Annotated in this window: 16 protein-coding genes; 10 read left to right on the top strand and 6 right to left on the bottom strand. The window is 64.1% G+C overall.

The features are described from left to right. Window positions 1-6 precede the first annotated feature (6 nt). Together XH93_RS33485 and XH93_RS33480 are read right to left on the bottom strand one after the other, a co-directional pair. Window positions 7-2157 (bottom strand): peptidase M50, encoded by a 2151-nt coding sequence (locus tag XH93_RS33485; RefSeq protein WP_194470742.1) that lies wholly within the window; start codon window positions 2155-2157, stop codon window positions 7-9. Between the two features lie 10 nt (window positions 2158-2167). After that, window positions 2168-4090: an HlyD family efflux transporter periplasmic adaptor subunit gene (locus XH93_RS33480; RefSeq protein WP_194470741.1), complete on the bottom strand. Its 1923-nt coding sequence runs from the start codon at window positions 4088-4090 to the stop codon at window positions 2168-2170. Window positions 4091-4372: 282 nt separating this feature from the next. On the opposite strand from XH93_RS33480, the gene XH93_RS33475 reads away from it, so the two are divergent. Further along, a complete protein-coding gene (locus tag XH93_RS33475) occupies window positions 4373-5266 on the top strand; it encodes an efflux RND transporter periplasmic adaptor subunit (RefSeq protein WP_194470740.1) in 894 nt (297 codons plus the stop codon). 73 nt (window positions 5267-5339) lie between these two features. Here XH93_RS33475 and XH93_RS33470 read toward each other — a convergent pair whose 3' ends face one another. Together XH93_RS33470 and XH93_RS33465 are read right to left on the bottom strand one after the other, a co-directional pair. Then, entirely contained in the window at window positions 5340-6266 is a 927-nt protein-coding gene (locus tag XH93_RS33470) for a response regulator transcription factor (RefSeq protein WP_194470739.1), read from the bottom strand. Next, entirely contained in the window at window positions 6256-9624 is a 3369-nt protein-coding gene (locus tag XH93_RS33465; protein WP_194470738.1) for an ATP-binding protein, read from the bottom strand. The genes XH93_RS33470 and XH93_RS33465 overlap by 11 nt, the downstream gene beginning before the upstream one ends. Before the next feature lie 168 nt (window positions 9625-9792). Here XH93_RS33465 and urtA point away from each other — a divergent pair, with 168 nt between their 5' ends. The 7 genes from urtA to XH93_RS33430 all read left to right on the top strand — a co-directional run bounded on the left by urtA (window position 9793) and on the right by XH93_RS33430 (window position 16669). Continuing rightward, window positions 9793-11055 carry an urea ABC transporter substrate-binding protein gene (urtA, locus tag XH93_RS33460; protein ID WP_194470737.1) on the top strand — a complete coding sequence of 421 codons (1263 nt, stop codon included), beginning with the start codon at window positions 9793-9795 and terminating at the stop codon, window positions 11053-11055. A 174-nt stretch (window positions 11056-11229) separates the two neighbouring features. Next, window positions 11230-12156 (top strand): urea ABC transporter permease subunit UrtB, encoded by a 927-nt coding sequence (gene urtB, locus XH93_RS33455; RefSeq protein ID WP_194470736.1) that lies wholly within the window; start codon window positions 11230-11232, stop codon window positions 12154-12156. 16 nt (window positions 12157-12172) lie between these two features. Continuing rightward, window positions 12173-13309 carry an urea ABC transporter permease subunit UrtC gene (gene urtC, locus XH93_RS33450; protein WP_194470735.1) on the top strand — a complete coding sequence of 379 codons (1137 nt, stop codon included), beginning with the start codon at window positions 12173-12175 and terminating at the stop codon, window positions 13307-13309. Window positions 13310-13321: 12 nt separating this feature from the next. Beyond that, window positions 13322-14077, top strand: a complete 756-nt coding sequence (gene urtD / locus XH93_RS33445; RefSeq protein ID WP_194470734.1) for an urea ABC transporter ATP-binding protein UrtD — start codon at window positions 13322-13324, stop codon at window positions 14075-14077. A gap of 195 nt (window positions 14078-14272) precedes the next feature. Continuing rightward, the gene (gene urtE / locus XH93_RS33440) at window positions 14273-14962 is read left to right on the top strand and encodes an urea ABC transporter ATP-binding subunit UrtE (RefSeq protein ID WP_194470733.1); all 690 of its coding nucleotides are present in this window, start codon (window positions 14273-14275) and stop codon (window positions 14960-14962) included. Between the two features lie 28 nt (window positions 14963-14990). Continuing rightward, on the top strand, window positions 14991-16220 hold the full coding sequence (gene fmdA, locus XH93_RS33435) for a formamidase (protein ID WP_194470732.1): 1230 nt from the start codon (window positions 14991-14993) through the stop codon (window positions 16218-16220). Window positions 16221-16321: 101 nt separating this feature from the next. Then, window positions 16322-16669 carry a zinc ribbon domain-containing protein gene (locus XH93_RS33430; protein ID WP_139485336.1) on the top strand — a complete coding sequence of 116 codons (348 nt, stop codon included), beginning with the start codon at window positions 16322-16324 and terminating at the stop codon, window positions 16667-16669. 94 nt (window positions 16670-16763) lie between these two features. Here the strand turns inward: XH93_RS33430 and XH93_RS33425 are convergent, their stop codons facing one another. Both XH93_RS33425 and XH93_RS33420 read right to left on the bottom strand, forming a co-directional pair. Next, complete coding sequence (locus XH93_RS33425) at window positions 16764-17168, bottom strand: host attachment protein (RefSeq protein WP_194470731.1); 405 nt, start codon at window positions 17166-17168, stop codon at window positions 16764-16766. Window positions 17169-17331: 163 nt separating this feature from the next. Further along, window positions 17332-18279: an ATP-binding protein gene (locus tag XH93_RS33420; RefSeq protein ID WP_246799364.1), complete on the bottom strand. Its 948-nt coding sequence runs from the start codon at window positions 18277-18279 to the stop codon at window positions 17332-17334. A 428-nt stretch (window positions 18280-18707) separates the two neighbouring features. Here XH93_RS33420 and XH93_RS33415 point away from each other — a divergent pair, with 428 nt between their 5' ends. After that, the gene (locus XH93_RS33415; RefSeq protein WP_246799363.1) at window positions 18708-19709 is read left to right on the top strand and encodes a LysR family transcriptional regulator; all 1002 of its coding nucleotides are present in this window, start codon (window positions 18708-18710) and stop codon (window positions 19707-19709) included. Continuing rightward, the gene (locus XH93_RS33410) at window positions 19706-20443 is read left to right on the top strand and encodes a peroxiredoxin-like family protein (protein WP_194470730.1); all 738 of its coding nucleotides are present in this window, start codon (window positions 19706-19708) and stop codon (window positions 20441-20443) included. The genes XH93_RS33415 and XH93_RS33410 overlap by 4 nt, the downstream gene beginning before the upstream one ends. Window positions 20444-20455 lie beyond the last annotated feature (12 nt).

The following is a 20455-nucleotide window of genomic DNA, read 5'->3' as shown; positions in this document are numbered from 1 at the left end:
GTGGCCTCAGATCTGCAGTTGCGAAAGCAGCAGCTGCTGCAATCGTCGCAGGATTTGTTGGCCAGCCGGTTCCCAGTCATAGTCGAAGCGGACATAGGCGCGGCTGCCGAAGGCGGACGCTGCTGCGTTGCCGGGCAGAGCGATGTCAACCTGGAAGACGCGTTGAAGCGCCTTCGTGCCGTGCGGATCTCCGGGATTGACGGCGACGGCGCCACCGCCGGCGCCACCCAGCGCCTTGCTGGGAAGGTCGTCATGCCCGGCCGGCACCTCGCGGATGATCTCCGCGGCCAGAATTTCATCAAGGCGCTCGGAAAGGACAACCGAGGCCCTCCGCAATCTGTGACGAACGAGATCTATGTCGGATTGAGATATCGTGGCCCGCACGATGCACGAACCCGACGCGAGAACGTAACCAATCTGCTGACCCTCGCGCAGAAAGCGTCCGGCCAGGTCCTCCGCCTTCATCACGGCGAAGGTGCCGTCACTGCGACTGCGGACGATGAGGCGGTCGACGCGATCGGCCGCGGTCGAGAGTTCGGCGCGGGCCTGATCCAGTTCAGTGGTCGTGATCTCGGCGCGCGCACGGTCGGTGAAGCGCTCGGTGGCAAGCTTCGCCTCGAGCTCAGCGACGCGCGCGCGCAGGATTTCGAGCCCGGTCACGAGCGCGGGATCTTCGCTTTCGACCAGTTTTTCTCCTGAGGTCACGAGGCTGCCTGGCTGGATCGCCAGGGCGCGCACGAAGCCGTCGGCTCCTGCGCGCACAATCGCATTCTCCGGCAGCCAAACCACGCCTTCGGTCGTGGTGTACGATGGCGCCGGAACCCAGAACAGCACAAACCCGGCGGCCAGAATCGTGGCGAGCGTCGCGCCGACGGCTCGGGAGCGGTTGCGCTGAAGGCGCGGGCTCGCGAGCACGAACCACAGCGCTTTGCCGATCGGCCGGACGACACCTGTCAGCAGGCTCCAGACCGCGATACCGATACCGACGGCGAGATATTGTGACGCGACGAAGACTGCGATCGTCAGCATCACGATCTGGCGATACACGAAGGCGGCCGGCGCGTAGAGCAGCAGCCACGCCCGCTCGCCGTCGCTCGCGACAAAGTCCTTCGATCCATCCGTGCGAAACACGTATCGGTCGACCAGATGGCCCCAGTACCGCGTGGCCCGCTGTGCCAGGTTCGGGGTTTCCAGCAGATCGGCAAGAATATAATAGCCGTCATACCGCAGCAGCGGGTTGCCGTTGAACACCACGGTCGAAACGCCGGCGATCACCATGGCGTCGAACGCCAGGGCTCGAACGAGGCCGGTCTCGACCGCGAGCCAGACATAAAGCGCCAGCGCGGCGAAGAACACTTCGACGATCATTCCGGCAGCGCCGACAAGCGCGCGATGCCACTTGTTGCGGAATCCCGCCGCGGTCGAGGCGTCAACATATGGCAGCGGCGCGAACACCAGGATCATCAGCCCAAACTCCTGGACTGCGCCGCCAAACGCCTTGACCGCGAATCCGTGGCCAAATTCGTGCAGGATCTTGAGTACAATGTAGATCAGGGCTAGCGGGAGAAGGTTTTCGGCCGCCAGGATGCGGTCGGAAGCGTCGGCGCCGAGCTCCTGCCAGTGCTGTGCCGCCAGTACCAGCGCCGGCAGCACCACAATAAGCCACAGCAGGGTGCCCGGCACGCCGAACAGCCAGTGTGCGAGCGGCCTTGCGCGCTCGAAAAACCTGTCGGGGTGCCAGAGCGGAATCCGTAGTGCCAACGGGTAAAGCGCATTGGCGAGCCATCCGGATCGTCCGGCCCGGGCCGCGCGCTGTTCCAGCGCGTCCGGGTCTGGCGTCACATCGGTCTGCAGCAGGTCGCAAGCATTGAGCTCGGCTAGCAGCTGGATGACGTCGCCTTGGCTGGGTGCCTCCTCTCCGAGATAGGAGCCTGCTTCCAGCCAGAGCTGATCGACGGTCCGCACGCCGTCCATTGCGGCAACGATCATGTACCCTGCCGGTGACAGTCGGTGCACGCGTCCGGTCGCATGATCCTGAATGACATACCAGACGCTACCGCGATAGCGATGCCGGCCGATCGAGGTATGCTCGCGAAGCCTGGGTTTGCGCAACGCGACGCGATACCATGACGAACTCAGGAACGGGCCGGCGGTCATGTCGACAATCTCACGGCAGGTACCTCCACGCCGCGAGGCGCAGCCAATCGACAACTGGATGCATCCAGATCCATACGATCGACCGTCGGCCCGCTTTGACCTTGGCCACGCCCTCCATACCCGATCGCAGCTGCAGTCCTGATCCCGACAGGCCCGCCTCGACCCGGAACGAATTGCGGCCTTCCTCGGCGACCGTGACCGGCGTGATCTTGTTCAACGTGATCGGCACCGGGTCGCCGGGCCGTCCCGCGAACGCGACGGTGCCGTTTTGTCCGACGGCGACATAGCGAACGTCGCGTTCGTCGACCTGTACGATCAAGCGATAAGATTCAAGTGGCGCAATTTCGAACAGCACCTTTCCTTTCTCGATTGGCGATCCGAGCATCTGGCTTAGGTCTCCGGAGACGACGATGCCGTCGAACGGAGCAATAATACGGGCGCGCGCAAGCTTCTCCTCAGCCAATGCGAGTTGCGATTCGGCTTGCCGGATCTGCGGATCGAGGACGGCAAGGCTGCTACGGTCGTGCTTGCCAAGCGCCTCACGCTGGCGTTGAAGCAATTTGTCGCGTTCGGCACGCCATTTCAAACGATCGAGAACCAGATCGCGATCGTCGAGCGCGGCCAGAAGATCGCCGCCTTGTACGGTGTCGCCGGCCCGAACCGCTGCTGACCGCACGAATCCGTCAAACGGAGCGACCGCCGCCCGCTGCACCTCGGCTTCGAGCACCGACTTTGCAGTGACGCGATGCTCGCCCTCGGCAAAGGGCAGGGTCAGCGCGAGTACAACGATGGCGAGAGCGCCGAGCTTGAGCACCGGACGGCGTGCGCCGAACAGCGCCTGACATGCATCGCCGACGCGATCTGCCAGCCGTCCGGCCACCAACCGGTTCGCTCGCAGCAACAGGCCGAGTTGAGGACCCAGTAGCGAGGTGATGGCTTCGGCCAGTTTCAATGTTTCTGCCGTAAAGGGCTCGTTGCGGTGACGTTCGAAGGTGAGTGCGCCGATCGGCTTGCCGCGACCGTCGACCAGCACGGCGGTCATCGCCGACGCGCCGGGGGCTTTTACGCTCTCGGCCAGCGCCCGCTGGGCAATCGTCACGGCGCGCTCCATTGCGGGCAGCACAGGATAGGCGACGGTGCCGCGCTGCTCGATCGCCTCGTCCATCGCATCCTCGATCGCGTCGGCCAGGCGATTGTCTCGCCTGAAGCCGGCGGAGTGCGAGACCGCGCGCAGGCGAACCGCGCCATTTCGCCGAACGATGCCCAAGGACACGCGATCGCAGGACAGGCGGGTGGCGAGCTCGTTCGTGACCGCGATCGCCATTCCGCGCAGCCGCGGCTGCGCCCCGACCGCGGCGAGAAGATCAAGGCACGAGGCTGCCCGCGTCACGTCGGATGAAAGATCCCCGGCTAGCCTTGCCCAAGGTAGTGTTTCAAGCCAACCCGCTTCCCATCGCAACCGATCGGCGATGATTTCGGGGGTGAGCACCGGCTTGCCCGCCGTCGTCGTCAAGGCGATGGCTGCCGCTGCAAAGGGACCTTTCGCGAAGCCAAGCGGCACCGCTACGACAAGGGCCACGGGGTGGGCCGAGCTGGTATCGGAGCCCACGCGGCCGGGCCCAACGACCATGCGGCGCTCGGCATACGCCGTTTCCGCAAATCGCGACAAATCGCTCGCATCAAGGTCGCGCGGCGGCCACGTCACCGTCAGGTGGGGCGCGGCTGCATCGGCCTGCCGGATCAGCAACAGGCCGCCGGCCACGCCGGGCAAGCGGCTGCATTGCAGCGCCAGCCAGGCGGAGCCAAATGCGGCTTCGTCTCTTGCATCCAGCAATCCACGCCAGTGCGGCGACGTGGCCGGATCGACAGGGACGCGCCGCAGTTGCAGGCCGAGGCCTTCGTTCGCCAATCGGCTCGCGTCCGGTTCAGACATTTGCTGCCTACCAAACCGGCCGACAGATGACCTTGCCGCTACGCCACTCGCGATTTCGATTAAAGCGGGTGGCCGCCATGCCCTGTCGCCGGGGCTGGAGCTTAATCATCACAGCGCAGCGCGAAGAATACTCCCCTCCGGAGGTACTCCATCCGTATAGTGTTCCCCGCGAGAGGGCATCGCCCACGCATTCCATACGCGTTAGCTTACGAGCAAGGTGCGAAAACTGTTGGAGGCCGCGCGGTGCTTTCAATTGGTAGGGCTTTTGGCAAGACTCAGCGCATGGTTGGCTTGGTTTTGCGCCTGATTGTCCCGTTGGGGAGCGTCCTTGCCACCGCTGCCGCGATGTCGCAGACCCGAACGATACCAGCCGCAGACAGGGGCGAGTTCGATTGCGTCATCGAGCCGCAACAGGTCGTCAAGCTCGCGAGCGCGGCAGTCGGGGTGATTGCACGGCTCGACGTCGACCGAGGAGACGTCGTTCGGCAAGGCCAGGTCGTCGGCAATATCGAGGATGGAGTCGAGGCGGCAACCCTGGCGCTTTCGCGCGCACGGGCAACAAATGATTCACCGGTGAAGTCGGCGGAAGCTCGAGTCCAGTTCCTCCGTCTCAAATACGAGCGACTGGCACAGCTTCATGCCAGGGCCGTCAGCCCTCTTGCGTCGCTTCAGGAAGCGGAAGCGGAAGTGCAGGTTGCCGAGCAGCAGCTCAAGGAGGCGCAACTCACCAGGGAGATCGCGCGCCTCGAGGTTGTTCATGCGGAAGAGATCGTGAAGCAGCGCACATTGCGAAGCCCGATCGATGGCGTGGTGGTCGAGCGCCTTCTGGTGCCGGGCGAGTATCGAAATGATCAGAGCCCGGTTCTCACGCTCGCGCAGATCGATCCGCTGCGAGTCGAAGTGTTCGTGCCGACAGCATATTTCGGGCAGATCCGGATCGGTAGCAACGCCGAAGTGCGGCCGGAACCGCCTGTCGGCGGTACGCACCTTGCCACTGTCACGGTGGTCGATCGCGTGCATGACGCCGCTAGCGGCACGTTCGGAGTCCGGCTGGCCTTGCCAAACCCGCGCTTGGTGCTACCCGGCGGGATTCGATGCCGGGTCATATTTGCACTGCATCCGGCCGGGGAGACCCCGACCCTGGTGGTGGGCGACGCTCCAAAATCCCAGAACTAGACGGCTCCGCTCGGGGGCCGACGTTGCCGCGCAGGTCGCTTGTGCGTGAGTAGCCAACCAGGCGAACAGCGCGTTAGCTCTTGCGTTGTTTCGCGCGGACAGCGATCGTGGCCGCTGCGGTGCGATTGTCGACCCCGAGTTTCGAATAAATCTGCTCGAGATGCTTGTCGACGGTGCGTGGGCTCAGGCCGAGTATCTGCGCGATGTCGCGGTTGGTCTTGCCCTTCGAGAGCCAAGACAGCACCTCGCCCTCGCGGGTGGTCAGACCGAGCTCGCTGGAGAACTCGGCCGGCATGTCGCCGCTGGTGTCCTTGGCAAGCCGGAGCAGGAATTCGTCTGCGCCGAGCTTGCCCATGTATTGCAGCCGAAGCTGCTCGTCGCCGGGGAGTAACGCTACGGTCGCGGTCTTCGATCCTGCCTTGCCTTTTTGCGCCTGTTCTAACCATTGCGGCGTCGGATCCGTCAGCACAAAATTGTCCGCTGCATCGCCGAGTGTATCGAACAGCAGTCGCTGCGCCTGCGGCGTCGCCCACAGCAGCTTGCCGGCGCCGTTGACCGCGAGTAGATAGCGGCCGGAGACGTCGAGCGCCGCGCGGGCGCTCTGCGTCATCCGTGCGTTGGCGAGGTGGACGCGGATGCGTGCCAGCATCTCCTCGACCACGATCGGCTTGGTCACATAGTCGACACCGCCGGCCTCCAGGCCGCGCACGATGTGCTCGGTTTCGGCGAGGCCCGTCATGAAGATGATCGGCACGCCGTCGAGCCCGGCGTCGCGCTTCAGCCGCTTGCAGGTTTCGAACCCGTCCATGCCGGGCATCACGGCATCGAGCAGCACGATGTCGGGCGTGATCTGGTCGACGATCCGCATCGCCGAGGATCCGTCGAGCGCGACCATTACGGTCATGCCGGCGCCGTCGAGCGCGTCGGTCAGCAGGCGCAACGTTTCCGGGGAGTCGTCGACGACGAGCGCAATGTCGCGCTTCTTCTGTTCAATGGTCATAGCTGTGCAATGTCTTCAACGTCGCCATGAATTGATCGAGATCGAAACGATCGATCAGCGTACGCATCTGACCGACGAAATCGGCGTGTTCGGGCTGCTCGCTGCCGATTTCATCGAGCTTGAGCTGGATCGCCCTGACATAGCCGAGCTGGCCAAGGCCGATCAGCTCCTCGACATATTGCACCGGCGGGCGCGGACCACTTTCCGGCTTCCACTGCGGGGGCGGGGCCGGCTCGGCCTGATACTGCCATTCGATCCTGAGCAACTGCCGGATGGTTTCCAGCAGACGCGGAATGTCGATCGGCTTCATCAGATAACCGTCGTGGAACGGCTGGGCCAGCGGCGCGCCGTGGGCTTCGAGTGCGCTTGCCGAGATCATCAGGATGCGGGCCTGATGGTGGCCAGCCGAGCGCAGTGTCTCGGCGACGGTCCAGCCGTCCATCCCCGCCATGGAGATATCGAGCAGGAACAGGTCGGGACGGCAGTGCTGGGCCAGCGCGAGGCAGGCCGGCCCGTCGGGCGCGCTCAGCAGGATGAAGCCGAGCGGCGCCAGCACCTCGCGAAGCAGGTCGCGGTGCGTCGGATCGTCGTCGGTGATCAGGATGGTCTTGCGCGGCCCGTGATAGCCGTAGACGGGGGCGTCGACCGGCGCCTCGCGCCGCGGATTGGTCACCTCGGAGAGCAGGAGTTTGACGCGGAACGTGCTGCCTCTACCGACGGTGCTGGTGACCTTGATGTCGCCGCCCATCACGCCCGCGAGCAGACGGCTGATGGTCAATCCCAGGCCCGTGCCGGTCTGGGGCTGCGCGACGCCGAGCGCGCCGCGCTCGAACGGCGCAAAAATCCGCTCGAGATCGTCCGGCTGGATGCCCGGCCCGGTATCGATCACCTCGAACTCGGCGACCGGGCTGCGGTAATGCACCACGAACTGCACCTGTCCTGTCTGGGTGAACTTGATCGCATTCGAGAGCAGGTTGATCAGGATTTGCCGCAGCCGCTTCTCGTCGGCATAGACCACGACGGGCAGCACCGCCGGTCGTCTGAATATGAAGTCGATGCCTTTCGCCGCGGCCTGCAGGCGGAACATGCCGACGAGCTGTTCGAGGAAGTCGTTCAGCCGGACTTCGTCGCGCGACAGATAGAGCCGGCCGGCCTCGATCTTGGAGATATCGAGAATGCCGTCGATCAGTCCCGACAGATGATCGGCGCTGCGGCGAATCACCCGGACCTGATCGCGCGGCCGGACCTGAAGGCTCTCGTCCTGCTCCAGCAACTGTGCGTAGCCGGAGATCGCGTTGAGCGGCGAGCGGAGCTCGTGGCTGAGGCCGACGACATAGCGGCTCTTGGCGAGGTTGGCAGACTCCGCCACCTCCTTGGCGCGCTGCAGCTCGGCATCCGTACGCTTGTGGGCATCGATCTCCTGGATCAGGAGCGCGGTCTGCCGCCGGGTTTCCGCTTCCGCGGCGCGCCGGCTCTGCTGCGCCAGCACGAACAGCCAGGCGACCACGCCGATGATCAGGATCAGTGCAAAGAACACCTTCCAGAGCACGTCGGCCAGCAACTCGTCGGCATGGACCGCGGCCGAGGTCTGCAGATAGATCAGGCCGAGGACCAGCGCCACGAGGCCGGAGGAGGCTGCAAACACGCCGAGATAATGCCCGAGCTGCGAATTGATGCGGGCGTAGATCGGCTGCGGCATCAGCTTGCCGAGTGTTTCCGAAATCTGCACGCCGATCCGCGCATGCGGCTTGCAGAGGTCGTGGCAGCGCGCGTCGAGCGAGCAGCACAGCGAGCAGATCGGACCGGCATAGGCCGGGCAGGCGGCCATGTCCTCGGGTTCGAACGCGTGCTCGCAGATGCAGCACTGGATCTGTTCGAGCTCTCGCCAGCTCCGCTTCGGCTTGCGCGCGATGTAGTACTTGCCGTCGGTCGCCCAGGCGATCAAGGGCGCTGCGATGAAGGCGACCGCAAGCGCGACGAAGGCGGACAGCGCCTTTGCGGTCGGCCCGAACAGGCCGTAGAACGCGCTGATCGAGACCACGGTCGCAATCGTCATCGCGCCGACGCCGACCGGATTGATGTCGCAGAGATGCGCGCGCTTGAACTCGATGTGCTGCGGGCGCAGGCCCAGCGGCTTGTTGACGACGAGGTCGGCGACCAGCGCGCCGACCCAGGCGATCGCAACGTTGGAATAGAGCGCAAGCGTCTGCTCCAGCGCTTTGTAGACGCCGATCTCCATCAGCAGCAGCGCGACGACGACGTTGAACACCAGCCACACCACGCGGCCGGGATGGGAGTGGGTGAGGCGGGAGAAGAAATTCGACCAGGCGATCGAGCCGGCATAGGCATTGGTGACGTTGATCTTGACCTGCGACAGGATCACGAAAGTGCCGGTCAGCGCCATCGCCAGGTCCGGCTGCGACAGCACGTAGCGGAAGGCCTCCAGATACATGCTGGCGGGCTCGGCGGCGTGCTCGGCTGAGACGCCGTGGCTGAGCGCGAAGAAGGCGAGGAAGGAGCCGGCAAGCAATTTCAGCGCGCCGAGCACGATCCAGCCGGGCCCGGCGCTGAGCAGCGCGATCCACCAGGCCTTGCGCGAGGTGCGGCGGTCGCGCGGCAAAAAGCGCAGGAAGTCGACCTGTTCGCCGATCTGCGCCACCAGCGCGAACACCACGGAGGCGGCGGTCCCGAACAGCAGCAGGTCGAGATGGCCGGAGGGATCGCCATGGTCGCCGGCGAATTTGCGCCACTCGGTGAAGGAATGCGGATTCGCCCACGCGATCGCCGCGAACGGCATGATGTGGAGGATGATCCAGAGCGGCTGGGTCCAGAGCTGAAAGCGGCTGATCAGCGTGATGCCGTAGATCACCAGCGGAATGATCACGACGGCGCTGATCAGATAGCCGATCGGGCGCGGAATGCCGAAGCACATGTCGAGCGCGCTGGCCAGGATCACGGCCTCGATCGCGAAGAAGATGAAGGTGAAGGAAGCGTAGATCAGCGAGGTGATGGTCGAGCCGATATAGCCGAAGCCGGCGCCGCGGGTCAGCAGGTCGATGTCGATGCCGCTTTTCGCGGCATGGTAGGCGATCGGCAGCCCGCAGAGGAAAATGATGACGCTGACGACCAGGATCGCGGCCGATGCGTTCATGGCGCCGTAGTTCAGGGTAATGGTGCCGCCGATCGCCTCCAGCGCGAGGAACGAGATCGCGCCGAGCGCGGTATTGGCGACGCGGGCGGCTGACCAGCGCCGCGCGCTCTTGGCGGTGAAGCGCAGCGCGTAGTCTTCCAGGGTCTGGTTGGCGACCCATTGATTGTATTGGCGCCTGACGCGGTCGATCCGCTGCCGCCCTGCCACTTGTTCAAACTCCTGGTCCACGATGCGCTGATCGCGGGCAAATCCCGTACCAAAACCTACGTCGCTATTTTGCGGTGCAGTATACGCAATCTCACGTATCAGTGCGCTGCACAAAAGTGAGCAATCCTCGCCTCATCAGTAAGCGTTTTCGAACCAGATGGGGTGCTCATGTCAGACGAAACCAAACCAGGCCTGAAGTCTCCGCTCCGGCGCACGCTCTTGATGGGAATGGCCGCTTTGCCGGCTATTGCAATGCTGCCGCGTCCCTCATTTGCGGACGTTCCCGCAACTTCCGCGGTCAACACCACGGGCCTTGCAGTCACTGATAGCGAAGTCACCGTCGGCATCCTGCACTCGGTCACCGGCACCATGGCGATCTCCGAGACCGGATCGGTCGAAGCCGAGAAGCTCGCGATCGAGCAGATCAACGCCGCCGGCGGCGTACTCGGCCGCAAGATCAAGTTCATCCAGGAAGACGGCGCCAGCGACTGGCCGACCTTCGCGGAAAAGGCCAAGAAGCTCTTGGTCAACGACAAATGCGCGGCGGTGATGGGCTGCTGGACCTCGGCCTCGCGCAAGGCGGTGCTGCCGGTGTTCGAGCAGTACAACGGCATGCTGTACTACCCGACCTTCTATGAAGGTCTCGAGCAGTCCAAGAACGTGATCTACACCGGGCAGGAGGCGACGCAGCAGATCATCGCCGGCCTCGACTGGGTCAACAAGACCAAGGGTGCGAAGTCGTTCTATCTGCTCGGCTCCGACTACATCTGGCCGCGCACCTCGAACAAGATCGCGCGCAAGCACATCGAGAACCATCTGCAGGGCTGCAAGGTGGTCGGCGAGGAATACTTCCCGCTCGGCTCGACCCAGTTCAACTCGGTGATCAACAAGATCAAATTGACAAAACCCGACGTGATCTACGCGATCATCGTCGGCGGCTCCAACGTCGCGTTCTACAAGCAGCTCAAGGCCGCCGGCATCGACCTGTCGAAGCAGACGCTGCTGACGATCTCGGTCACCGAGGACGAGATCGACGGTATCGGCGGCGAGAACATCGCGGGCGCCTATGCCTGCATGAAGTACTTCCAGTCGCTCGACAATGCGAACAACAAGGCCTTCGTGCCCGCGTTCAAGAAGATGTGGGGCGAGAAGACCGTGATCGGCGACGTGACGCAGGCGGCCTATCTCGGCCCATGGCTGTGGAAGCTGACGGTGGAGAAGGCCGGCTCCTTCGACATCGACAAGGTCGCGGCTGCATCTCCCGGCGTCGAGTTCAAGGGCGCGCCGGAAGGCTATGTCCGCATCCACGAGAACCATCACCTCTGGTCGAAGACTCGCGTCGGGCGCGCCAAGGCCGACGGCCAGTATGAACTGATCTACGAGACCGCCGATCTCGTCGAGCCGGATCCGTTCCCCAAGGGCTACCAGTGAACCCGTAGCCCGCATGAGCGGAGCGATATGCGGGACCATCCCGGGTATCGCTGCCGCTCACCCGGGCTACGAAGTTCCACAACGCATCGCGGCGTGGACGGCACCGTCCGCGCCCACGATCCGGCGTCGCGTCCTTGCCGCGGCGCATGCCCCTGGAAATGACGGAGCATCACAATGTTCGGCGACTATTCGATCAGCGATCTCGGCGCCATCCTGGCGATGCAAGGATTTGCCGGGCTCATCCTGTTCTCCGTCTACGTGCTGATGGCGCTCGGGCTCGCCATCATCTTCGGCCAGATGGGCGTCATCAACATGGCCCATGGCGAATTCATGATCCTCGGCGCCTACGTCACCTGGATGACGTCGAACACTGTGCAGCACGTCGCGCCTTGGCTGTTCCCCGGCTACTTCTTCATCGCGATGATCCTGGCGTTCATCGCCTCCGGCGCGCTCGGCATGCTGGTCGAGTGGGCGCTGATCCGCCATCTCTACAAGCGCCCGCTCGATACGCTGCTCGCAACCTGGGGTCTCAGCCTGATCCTGCAGCAGGCCTATCGCTCGATCTTCGGCGCGCGCGAGGTCGGCGTCGAACTGCCAGACTGGATGATGGGCTCCTGGCAGGCGACCGACTCGATCCAGATTCCGATCAACGGCATGTTCGTGATGGCGCTGACCATCCTGATCACGATCGCGGTGGCCTACGTGCTGTTCTGGTCGAGCTGGGGCAAGCAGGTGCGCGCGGTGGTGCAGAACCGCGTGATGGCGGGTACCGTCGGCATCAACACCGAGAAGGTCGACCGCTACACGTTCGGGCTCGGCTGCGGCATCGCGGGCATCGCCGGCTCGGCCTTCACCATGATCGGATCGACCGGGCCGACCGCCGGCCAGCTCTACATCGTCGACACCTTCCTGGTCGTCGTGTTCGGCGGTGCCGCTTCGCTGTTCGGCACCATCGCCTCGGCCTTCTCGATCTCGCAGACCCAGTCGACGCTGGAGTTCTTCCTGTCGGGATCGATGGCCAAGGTGATCACGCTGCTGACGATCGTCGCGATCCTGATGGTGCGTCCGCAGGGGCTGTTCGCCCTCAAGGTCCGCAAATAAGAACAAGCAGGTGGTCATGATCATCAACTCGCGCTTTTTCAATCGCTCCGAACTGCTCGGTTTCCTTGCGCTCGCGGTGCTGTTGTTTGTCATCCTGCCGCTGTCGCTGGATATCTTCCGCCTCAACCTGGTCGCCAAATACCTGACCTACGCTTTCGTCGGCATCGGCCTCGTGCTGTGCTGGGGCTATGGCGGCATCCTGAGCCTGGGGCAGGGCGTGTTCTTTGGCCTCGGCGGCTACTGCATGGCGATGTACCTCAAGCTCGAGGCATCCAGCGTCGAGAACACCAAGATCCAGTCGACGCCAGGCATCCCCGATTTCATGGACTGGAACCAGCTCACCTCGTTGCCCTTCTTCTGGAAGCCGTTCCACAGCTTTCCGATCACGCTGCTGGCGATATTGCTGGTTCCCGCGTTCTTCGCGCTGATCATCGGCGCTGCGATGTTCAAGCGTCGGGTCGGTGGCGTGTACTTTGCGATTATCACGCAAGCGATCGCCGCGATCCTCACCATCCTGATTGTGGGGCAACAGGGCTACACCGGCGGCATCAACGGCATCACAGATCTGCGCACGCTGCACGGCTGGGACATCCGCACCGATCACGCCAAGTTCATTCTGTATTTCGTCGAGGTTGTGCTGCTGTTCGGATGCATCGTCGCCGCGCAGTTCATCCGGCTGACAAAACTCGGGCGCATCCTGGTGGCGATGAGGGAGCAGGAGGACCGCGTGCGCTTCTCCGGTTACAGCGTCGCCAACTTCAAGATTTTCGCGTTCTGTGCCGCGGCGGTGTTCGCCGCGATCGGCGGCGCCATGTTCACGCTCGAGGTCGGCTTCATGTCGCCGTCCTTCGTCGGCATCGTGCCCTCGATCGAGATGGTGATCTACACCGCGGTCGGCGGCCGGATGTCGATCTTCGGCGCGGTATGGGGCGCGCTGCTGGTCAACTTCGCCAAGACCAGCCTTTCGGAATCCTTCCCGCAGCTCTGGCTGTTCGGCCTCGGCGCCCTGTTCATCGCGGTCGTGCTCGCCTTCCCGAACGGGCTCTCCGGCATTTGGGCGGATCATGTCCAGCCCCGCATCGATCGTCTGCTGGCGTCACGCAAACCGAAATCGGCGGCCGGCTATGTCGCCGACGGCGCACCGGCCGAATGAGGAGGGATCATCGTGCTCATCGGTCATCAGCCAAAAGAATTCCTGCTCGCGGTCTCCGGTCTCACCGTCTCCTTTGACGGCTTCAAGGCCGTCAACGATCTCTCCTTCTATGTCGAGGAGAATGAGATCCGCGTCATCATCGGCCCGAACGGCGCCGGCAAGACCACGGTGCTCGACCTGATCTGTGGCAAGACAAGGGCGACGTCGGGCTCGATCCAGTTCCGCGGCCAGGAACTGACCAGGCTGCGCGAAAACGAGATCGTGCAGGCCGGCGTCGGGCGCAAATTCCAGACGCCGTCGGTGTTCGAGGATCTCACCGTGTTCGAGAACCTCGAGATTTCATACCCGCGCGGCCGCACCGTGTTCGGCTCGCTGGCCTTCCAGCGCGACGACGCGGTCAAGCAGCGGGTCGAGGAGGTCGCCGAGATGATCTTCCTGAAGGATCGTCTCAACACCTACGCCGATCAGCTCAGCCACGGCCAGAAGCAGTGGCTCGAGATCGGCATGCTGCTGATCCAGGATCCGGACCTGCTGATGCTCGACGAGCCGGTCGCCGGCATGAGCGTCTCCGAGCGCGCCAAGACCGCCGAGCTGCTCAACCGCATCATCAAGGACCGTTCGGTTCTCGTGATCGAGCACGACATGAAGTTCGTCGAGGACATCGCCCACAAGGTGACGGTGCTGCATCAGGGCCAGATCCTGTCCGAGGGGACGATGGAGCACGTCAAGAACGATCCGAAGGTGATCGAAGTCTATCTGGGGCATTGAGAGATGATCGACGTTGGTCGAGCTCCTGCAGCGACCTCGGTTCACCTCTCCCGAAGGGAGAGGTCGAATTGCGAAGCAATTCGGGTGAGGGGTCTCGCTCACTCGTGGGACCTGAAGGCCCTCACCCGGCGCTGCGCGCCGACCTCTCCCCGATGGGGAGAGGTGAAGACAAGTATCCCGTTCTAGGAGCTATCGATGCTGGCAATCTCCGATCTTCACGTCGCCTACGGCCAGAGCGAGGTGCTGCACGGCCTCAACGTCCAGGTCGCGCCCAACGAGATCGTCGCCATCATGGGGCGCAACGGCATGGGCAAGACCACGCTGATGAAGTCCCTGATGGGCATCCTGCCGGCCAAGAGCGGCAAGGTGACCATGGACGGCGCCGAGCTTGGCACCATGAAGAGCTATGAGCGGGTCGCGAAGGGCCTCGCCTATGTGCCGCAGGGCCGCATGATTTTCTCCACCATGACGGTGAAGGAGAACATCGAGACCGGGCTCGTGGTGTCCGGCGGCTCCGAAGTGCCCGGCGACATCTACGAACTGTTTCCGGTGCTGCTGGAGATGAAGGGCCGCCGCGGCGGCAATCTCTCCGGCGGGCAGCAGCAGCAGCTCGCGATCGCCCGGGCGCTTGCGACCAAGCCGAAGGTGCTGCTGCTGGACGAGCCGACCGAGGGCATCCAGCCGTCGATCATCAAGGACATGGCGCGGACGCTGAAGCGCATCCGCGACCAGCGCGGCCTGTCGATCGTGGTCTCCGAGCAGGTCCTGAGCTTCGCGCTCGACATCGCCGACCGCGTGCTCGTCATCGAGAACGGCGAGATCGTCCGTGACGATCCGCGCGACAGCGTCGATGCCGCGCAGATCTCGAAGTACCTGTCTGTCTAGTCACCAGTAAACGAAGGGGAGCATTGCGATGCCAGATACACTGATCAAGGTCGATCTCAGCAAGTCGGCCTATGAAAACGACAAGATCCACAACCGCTGGCATCCGGAGGTTCCGATCGTCGAGTGGGTCAGCCCGGGCGACGATTTCATTATCGAGACCGTCGACTGGACCGGCGGGTTCATCAAGAACAACGACTCGGCCGACGACGTGCGCGACATCGATCTGTCGATCGTGCACTTCCTGTCCGGCCCGATCGGCGTCAAGGGCGCCGAGCCCGGCGATCTGCTGGTGGTCGACCTGCTCGACGTCGGCCCGCTGAAGGAGAGCCTGTGGGGCTTCAACGGTTTCTTCTCCAAGCAGAACGGCGGCGGCTTCCTCACCGATCACTTCCCGCTGGCGCAGAAGTCGATCTGGGACATCAAGGGCCTCTACACCTCGTCGCGGCACGTGCCCGGCGTCAACTTCGCCGGCCTGATCCATCCCGGCCTGATCGGCTGTCTGCCCGACGCGAAGATGCTCGCGGCCTGGAACGCGCGCGAGGCCGAGCTGATCGCGACCAATCCGACCCGCGTGCCGGGCCTGGCCAATCCGCCGTTTGCGCCGACCGCGCATGCGGGGCAGGCCAAGGGTGACGTCAAGGCCAAGATCGGTCTGGAAGGCGCCCGCACCGTGCCGCCGCGCGAGCACGGCGGCAATTGCGACATCAAGGATCTGTCGCGCGGTTCAAAGATCTACTTCCCGGTCTATGTTCCGGGCGGCGGGCTCTCGATGGGCGACCTGCACTTCAGCCAGGGCGACGGCGAGATCACCTTTTGCGGCGCCATCGAGATGGCCGGCTGGCTGCACATCAAGGTCGATGTCATCAAGGACGGCGTCTCGAAATACGGCATCAAGAATCCCGTGTTCAAGCCGTCGCCGATCACGCCGAACTACAAGGACTATCTGATCTTCGAAGGCATCTCGGTCGACGAGGCCGGCAAGCAGCACTATCTCGACGTTCACATCGCGTATCGTCAGGCCTGCCTCAACGCGATCGAGTATCTGAAGAAGTTCGGCTACTCGGGCGCGCAGGCCTATTCGATCCTGGGCACCGCGCCGTGCCAGGGCCACATCTCCGGCGTGGTCGACGTGCCCAATGCCTGCGCCACGCTGTGGCTGCCGACGGAGATCTTCGACTTCGACGTGATGCCGGCATCGGCCGGTCCGATCAAGCACATCAAGGGTGACATCCAGATGCCGATCTCGCCCGACAAGTGATGCTTTGAGTGATCCCTGCGCGAAGGGTGCGGGACGGCGCGTTCTTGCCGCCCCGCATCCATCGCGGGGAGCTTCACAGGAAAATGCGCAAGGATACGAAGATGCCTGTTTACGAATATCTCTGCAACGATTGCGGCCCGTTCACCGACATGCGGCCGATGGCCGAATGCGACCAGCCGCAGGATTGTCCGCAATGCGAAACGTCATCGCCGCGCGTGATCCTGACCGCGCCGGCGTTCTTCTGCATGCCCGCGGACAAGCGCAAGGCGCAGGCCACCAACGAGCAAAGCCGCCACGCGCCGAAGACGCTCGACCAGTACAAAGCCGCGCACGGCCCGGGCTGCGGCTGTTGCTCGACCGGCAGGAAGAAGCCGGGACGGTTGGTGACGAAGACGCGGAGCGGCGCGAAGGGCTTTCCCACCGCACGCCCATGGATGATCAGCCATTAGGTCGCCTCGCCGCTGGTCTCAAAACTGGGGCCCTGGCTATTCGCGCAGGCTTTGGCTGGACAGGCTTGCGCTGGCAGCCGCTTGCAGAGGCACGTCAGGCGTCAGCGATCAGTGAGGCGATGTCCTCGAGCGGTCGTCGGCTGAAGTCTTTCGCGAGCTCACCTATGATCTTGCCTTTCAGGTCGCGGTGGAAGTGCTTGCGCATCTCACCCAGGGTCCTCGGGTCGGAGACAACGACCAGATGTTCTATGGTCCCGTCCATGCTGAGCTTGTTCAGGAATGCTGCCGTCGCCGCCGCGAAGTCATCTTCGACGAGCCGCCTGCCATCGGGGTTGGCGGCACCGACCTGATGCCGTGCACCCGAGCCTGCGTGGGCGCGCGCGGGCGAAGCCACCGTGATCTCGACCAGGTGCACCCCGGGTTTCACGCCCGTGTTGTGGAACATGCGGATCGTCTCGCCGTCGGCGACTGCTACTGTCGTACCGGCAGGTAGAATCATCGAAAGATCTCCTGTTCACCATCCGGCGGGCCATGACGCTTGCATGCCGGCGCTCCGCGGCGCCTTTTCGATGAGCCGCTGTCGCGCGGTCGAACGGATGGTCGAGGCAGCCGGGCGAGATCATGGCTCACTCGCTGAGCCGGCTTCCAGGTGTTCGCGCCGGCTAAGATGCCGCCATAGCTGTCGCTCGGCTTACAACGTGAAATACTCCGCCGTTGGGTGAGGGCGTGTACGCGATCTCCGTGCCGACAACAGTGCCGGGGCGCCCGGCTGCGTGCACGCGCGGGAGGAAGAGACGCACCTGCGGGAGGACCCTCTCGGGCACGCCGTCCCCGTCGTCGGCGACGACGATCTCGACGAATCCCCGGGCCGCGTCAGCGGAGGATTCGACGTTATGCGCCGTGACGGAGATCGTGCCGCCCCTTGGCATGGCATCGGCCGAGTTTCGGCAAAGGTCCAGCAAAGCGAAGTACAGCTCCCCGGGGTCGGCATTGAAGGCCCACAAGTCTGGAGCGATGTCGATGCGGACCGCGATGTCCGGAGGCAACGTCCAGTAGAGCGTACCCGCGACCGTTGCGAGGCGAGTGCCTGAGACAAACCCGTCGATCGGCCTGGGACATGGTTGCTCGGCGTCGAGGAGCCGGCTGGACAACGCGCCTCGCGCGATCGCCTCCCGCATTTGGCCAAGGATGGCCTTTCGGTGCGCGGCGTCGCTCCGGCCCTCGAGCAGCAACAGGCCGCTGTCGATCACGGCAAGGAGGTTGTTGACGTCGTGGACGAGCAACTGCGCCACGTCCGCTAGGGCGCTCACCGTTTTCCGCCTGCGAGGGGCGACCACACCACGCGCGTCGGAGAACGCGCCGGTACGGCACAAGATCCCCGAGACCTCGCCATCGGCCCCGACGAGCGGGATCTCCACATACCTGGATGCGATGAGACCGCTGCCGCCGTTACGGGTGCCTCGCACCGTTGCGCTAAACACTCGCTCCACGCCGAGCGCGACGCCGGCGCTGTCCGCGAGCACGACCACATCCTCCAGCGGCGGGACTTCGACAGAGCCGGGCAATGAAACGCCGATTGTATCTTTGATTTGCATATCGGAGATTTGCATATCGGACCTCCTGGCCTGCGATCTTTCAACGGAACAACGGCATCGGCTCGTCTGAGCGGCGGACGATATAGGTTGAAGATTGGGTCCATGACGGCCGAAAGGAAAATCACCTATCGCCATGGAGTCGATAGCCGACCGTTATCGGATTGACCGGAGGACGCGTGGCTCGCTGCGGCGGAAGTGGCGGTTCCTTCGGCGAGACTCGCCGAGCGGAACTCTTTGCGACGGCCGGCCGGCGGATGGCGCGAGCCGCGGAGCGGCGGTTCTCCGGACTCTGGCTCGCCCCCAGCCCGTCCGGTTCGCGGCCCACCTCGCAGCGCACCGGCCCGGCTCTCAGAAGCTCCTGAAAGCGTGTCCGTGCGTCCAAAACAACAGGCCGGCCGTTCCAACGCGTGCACGCAAGTAGCATCTACGCCCTATGATTCGACGTGCCCGTCACGTCGTCGGGAAGGCTCGTCGGTATCGGCAGCCGCACCTTGACGGAGAAACACAACGCCATGGAGCTTCATCAGGTTCGCTACTTCCTCGCCGTTGCGTCCACACTCAACTTCACCCGCGCGGCCGAGCAGTGCAATGTCACGCAGCCCGCCCTGACCAAGGGGGTGCAGAAGCTCGAGCAGGAGCTCGGCGGCCAGTTGATCTACCGCGAGCGCCAGCTGACGCAGCTCACCGATCTTGGAAAGGAGGTCCTTCCGATGCTGGAGCGCACACTGGCCTCGGCGGAGGCGGTGCGTCGCCGAGCCCAGGAGTTCCAGCGCAAGGACGTCGCGCCACTGAAGATCGGCCTCGCGCCATCCATCTCGGCCTCGCTCATCCTCGATCCGATCGCGGAGATCGCGAAGTTCGTCCCCGGACTTCACGTCGAGCTGCGCGAGGGCGCGGCGAAGAAGCTCGTCGACCTCTTGCTTGAGGGGGAGATCAACGCGGCAATGGTCGGAGATGTGCAGGACATGCCCGACCGCATCGACGATTGGTCGCTGTTCGAGGAGCGCTACGTCGCGGTTCTTGCGCCGACCCATCGGCTCGCAAACCGCCTCTCGATCGGCGTCGACGACCTCCGTGAGACTATCTTGCTGGAACGCACCGACTGCGACGTCGCCGTGAAGATCCAGCAGTCGTATTTCCCCGAGGAGCCGCCCCAACTCGGCCACTGCAGCGGTCACGACCTGCACCTTCAGCACATGGCCGCCGCTGGCTTCGGCGTGATACTGGCGCCCGAGCACATGCCTCGCCTCCCAACACTCAAGACCATTCCACTCGAAGGCTCCCCGGTGTCGCGGGAGGTGCGGCTACTGGCCGTGCAGGGGCGCCGCTACTCGCCGGCGCTTGACGCTTTCGTCAAGGTCGCGCGCCTTCGCGACTGGTCGTTCGAAGTCGACCGGGGGGTGTCGCGCGCAACGGTCTCCGGGGTGGCAAGGGCGCCCGCATGACCACCACACGCACGCCGCCGGCCGACCGTTGCCAGCCTATCGATCCTCAGCTTGACAACTTCCCACCGATGCTAAGCCAGACCGACAAGACACTCGCCCGGATGCGCACCGAACTGCTGACGACGTTCAGCGGCGCGGACTGGGAGTCATACAACCACCTCGTCGGCTGGCTCCGCGATACGGGCGTGGCATCGCACGCGTTGAAGGTCGGAGACCACGCGCCGGATTTCCTGCTGCCGGACGCCGACGGCCGTCTCCACTCCTCCGAACAACTGCGCCGCAACGGACCCCTCGTCCTGAGTTTCTTTCGAGGCGGCTGGTGTCCGTTCTGCACCGCTGAGCTCTGCGCCCTCCAGGCCGCGAAGGATGAGTTCGAGAGCATCGGCGCGACCCTCGCGGTCGTGACCCCCGAGACGAGGGACTTTCCGCGGCAGCTCAAGCGAAGCCTGGGCCTGGAGCTGAAGGTGCTCTCGGACGTCGACTACGGCGTTGCCATGTCGTATGGCGTGCTGTTCCGGGTGCCCGACGAGACCAAGGCGCACTATTCCAGGCTAGGGTTCGACTTCGGCGCCCGGCACGGGTCATCGACGTGGATGTTGCCCATTCCCGCGACCTACGTGATCGGCGCAGAAGGCCGGATCCGCAGCGCGTTCGTCGAGCCCGACTTCACAATACGGGAGGAGCCGGCGCAAATCCTGGCGTCGCTGCGCCGGGTCGCTTCGGCATCCAGGTGAGGGAGGCCGAAG

The sequence above is a fragment of the Bradyrhizobium sp. CCBAU 51753 genome, from assembly GCF_015291565.1.
Taxonomy (GTDB): domain Bacteria; phylum Pseudomonadota; class Alphaproteobacteria; order Rhizobiales; family Xanthobacteraceae; genus Bradyrhizobium; species Bradyrhizobium ivorense.
Note: the sequence above shows the minus strand (reverse complement) of the source record. Positions and strands in the feature narration are given on the sequence as shown.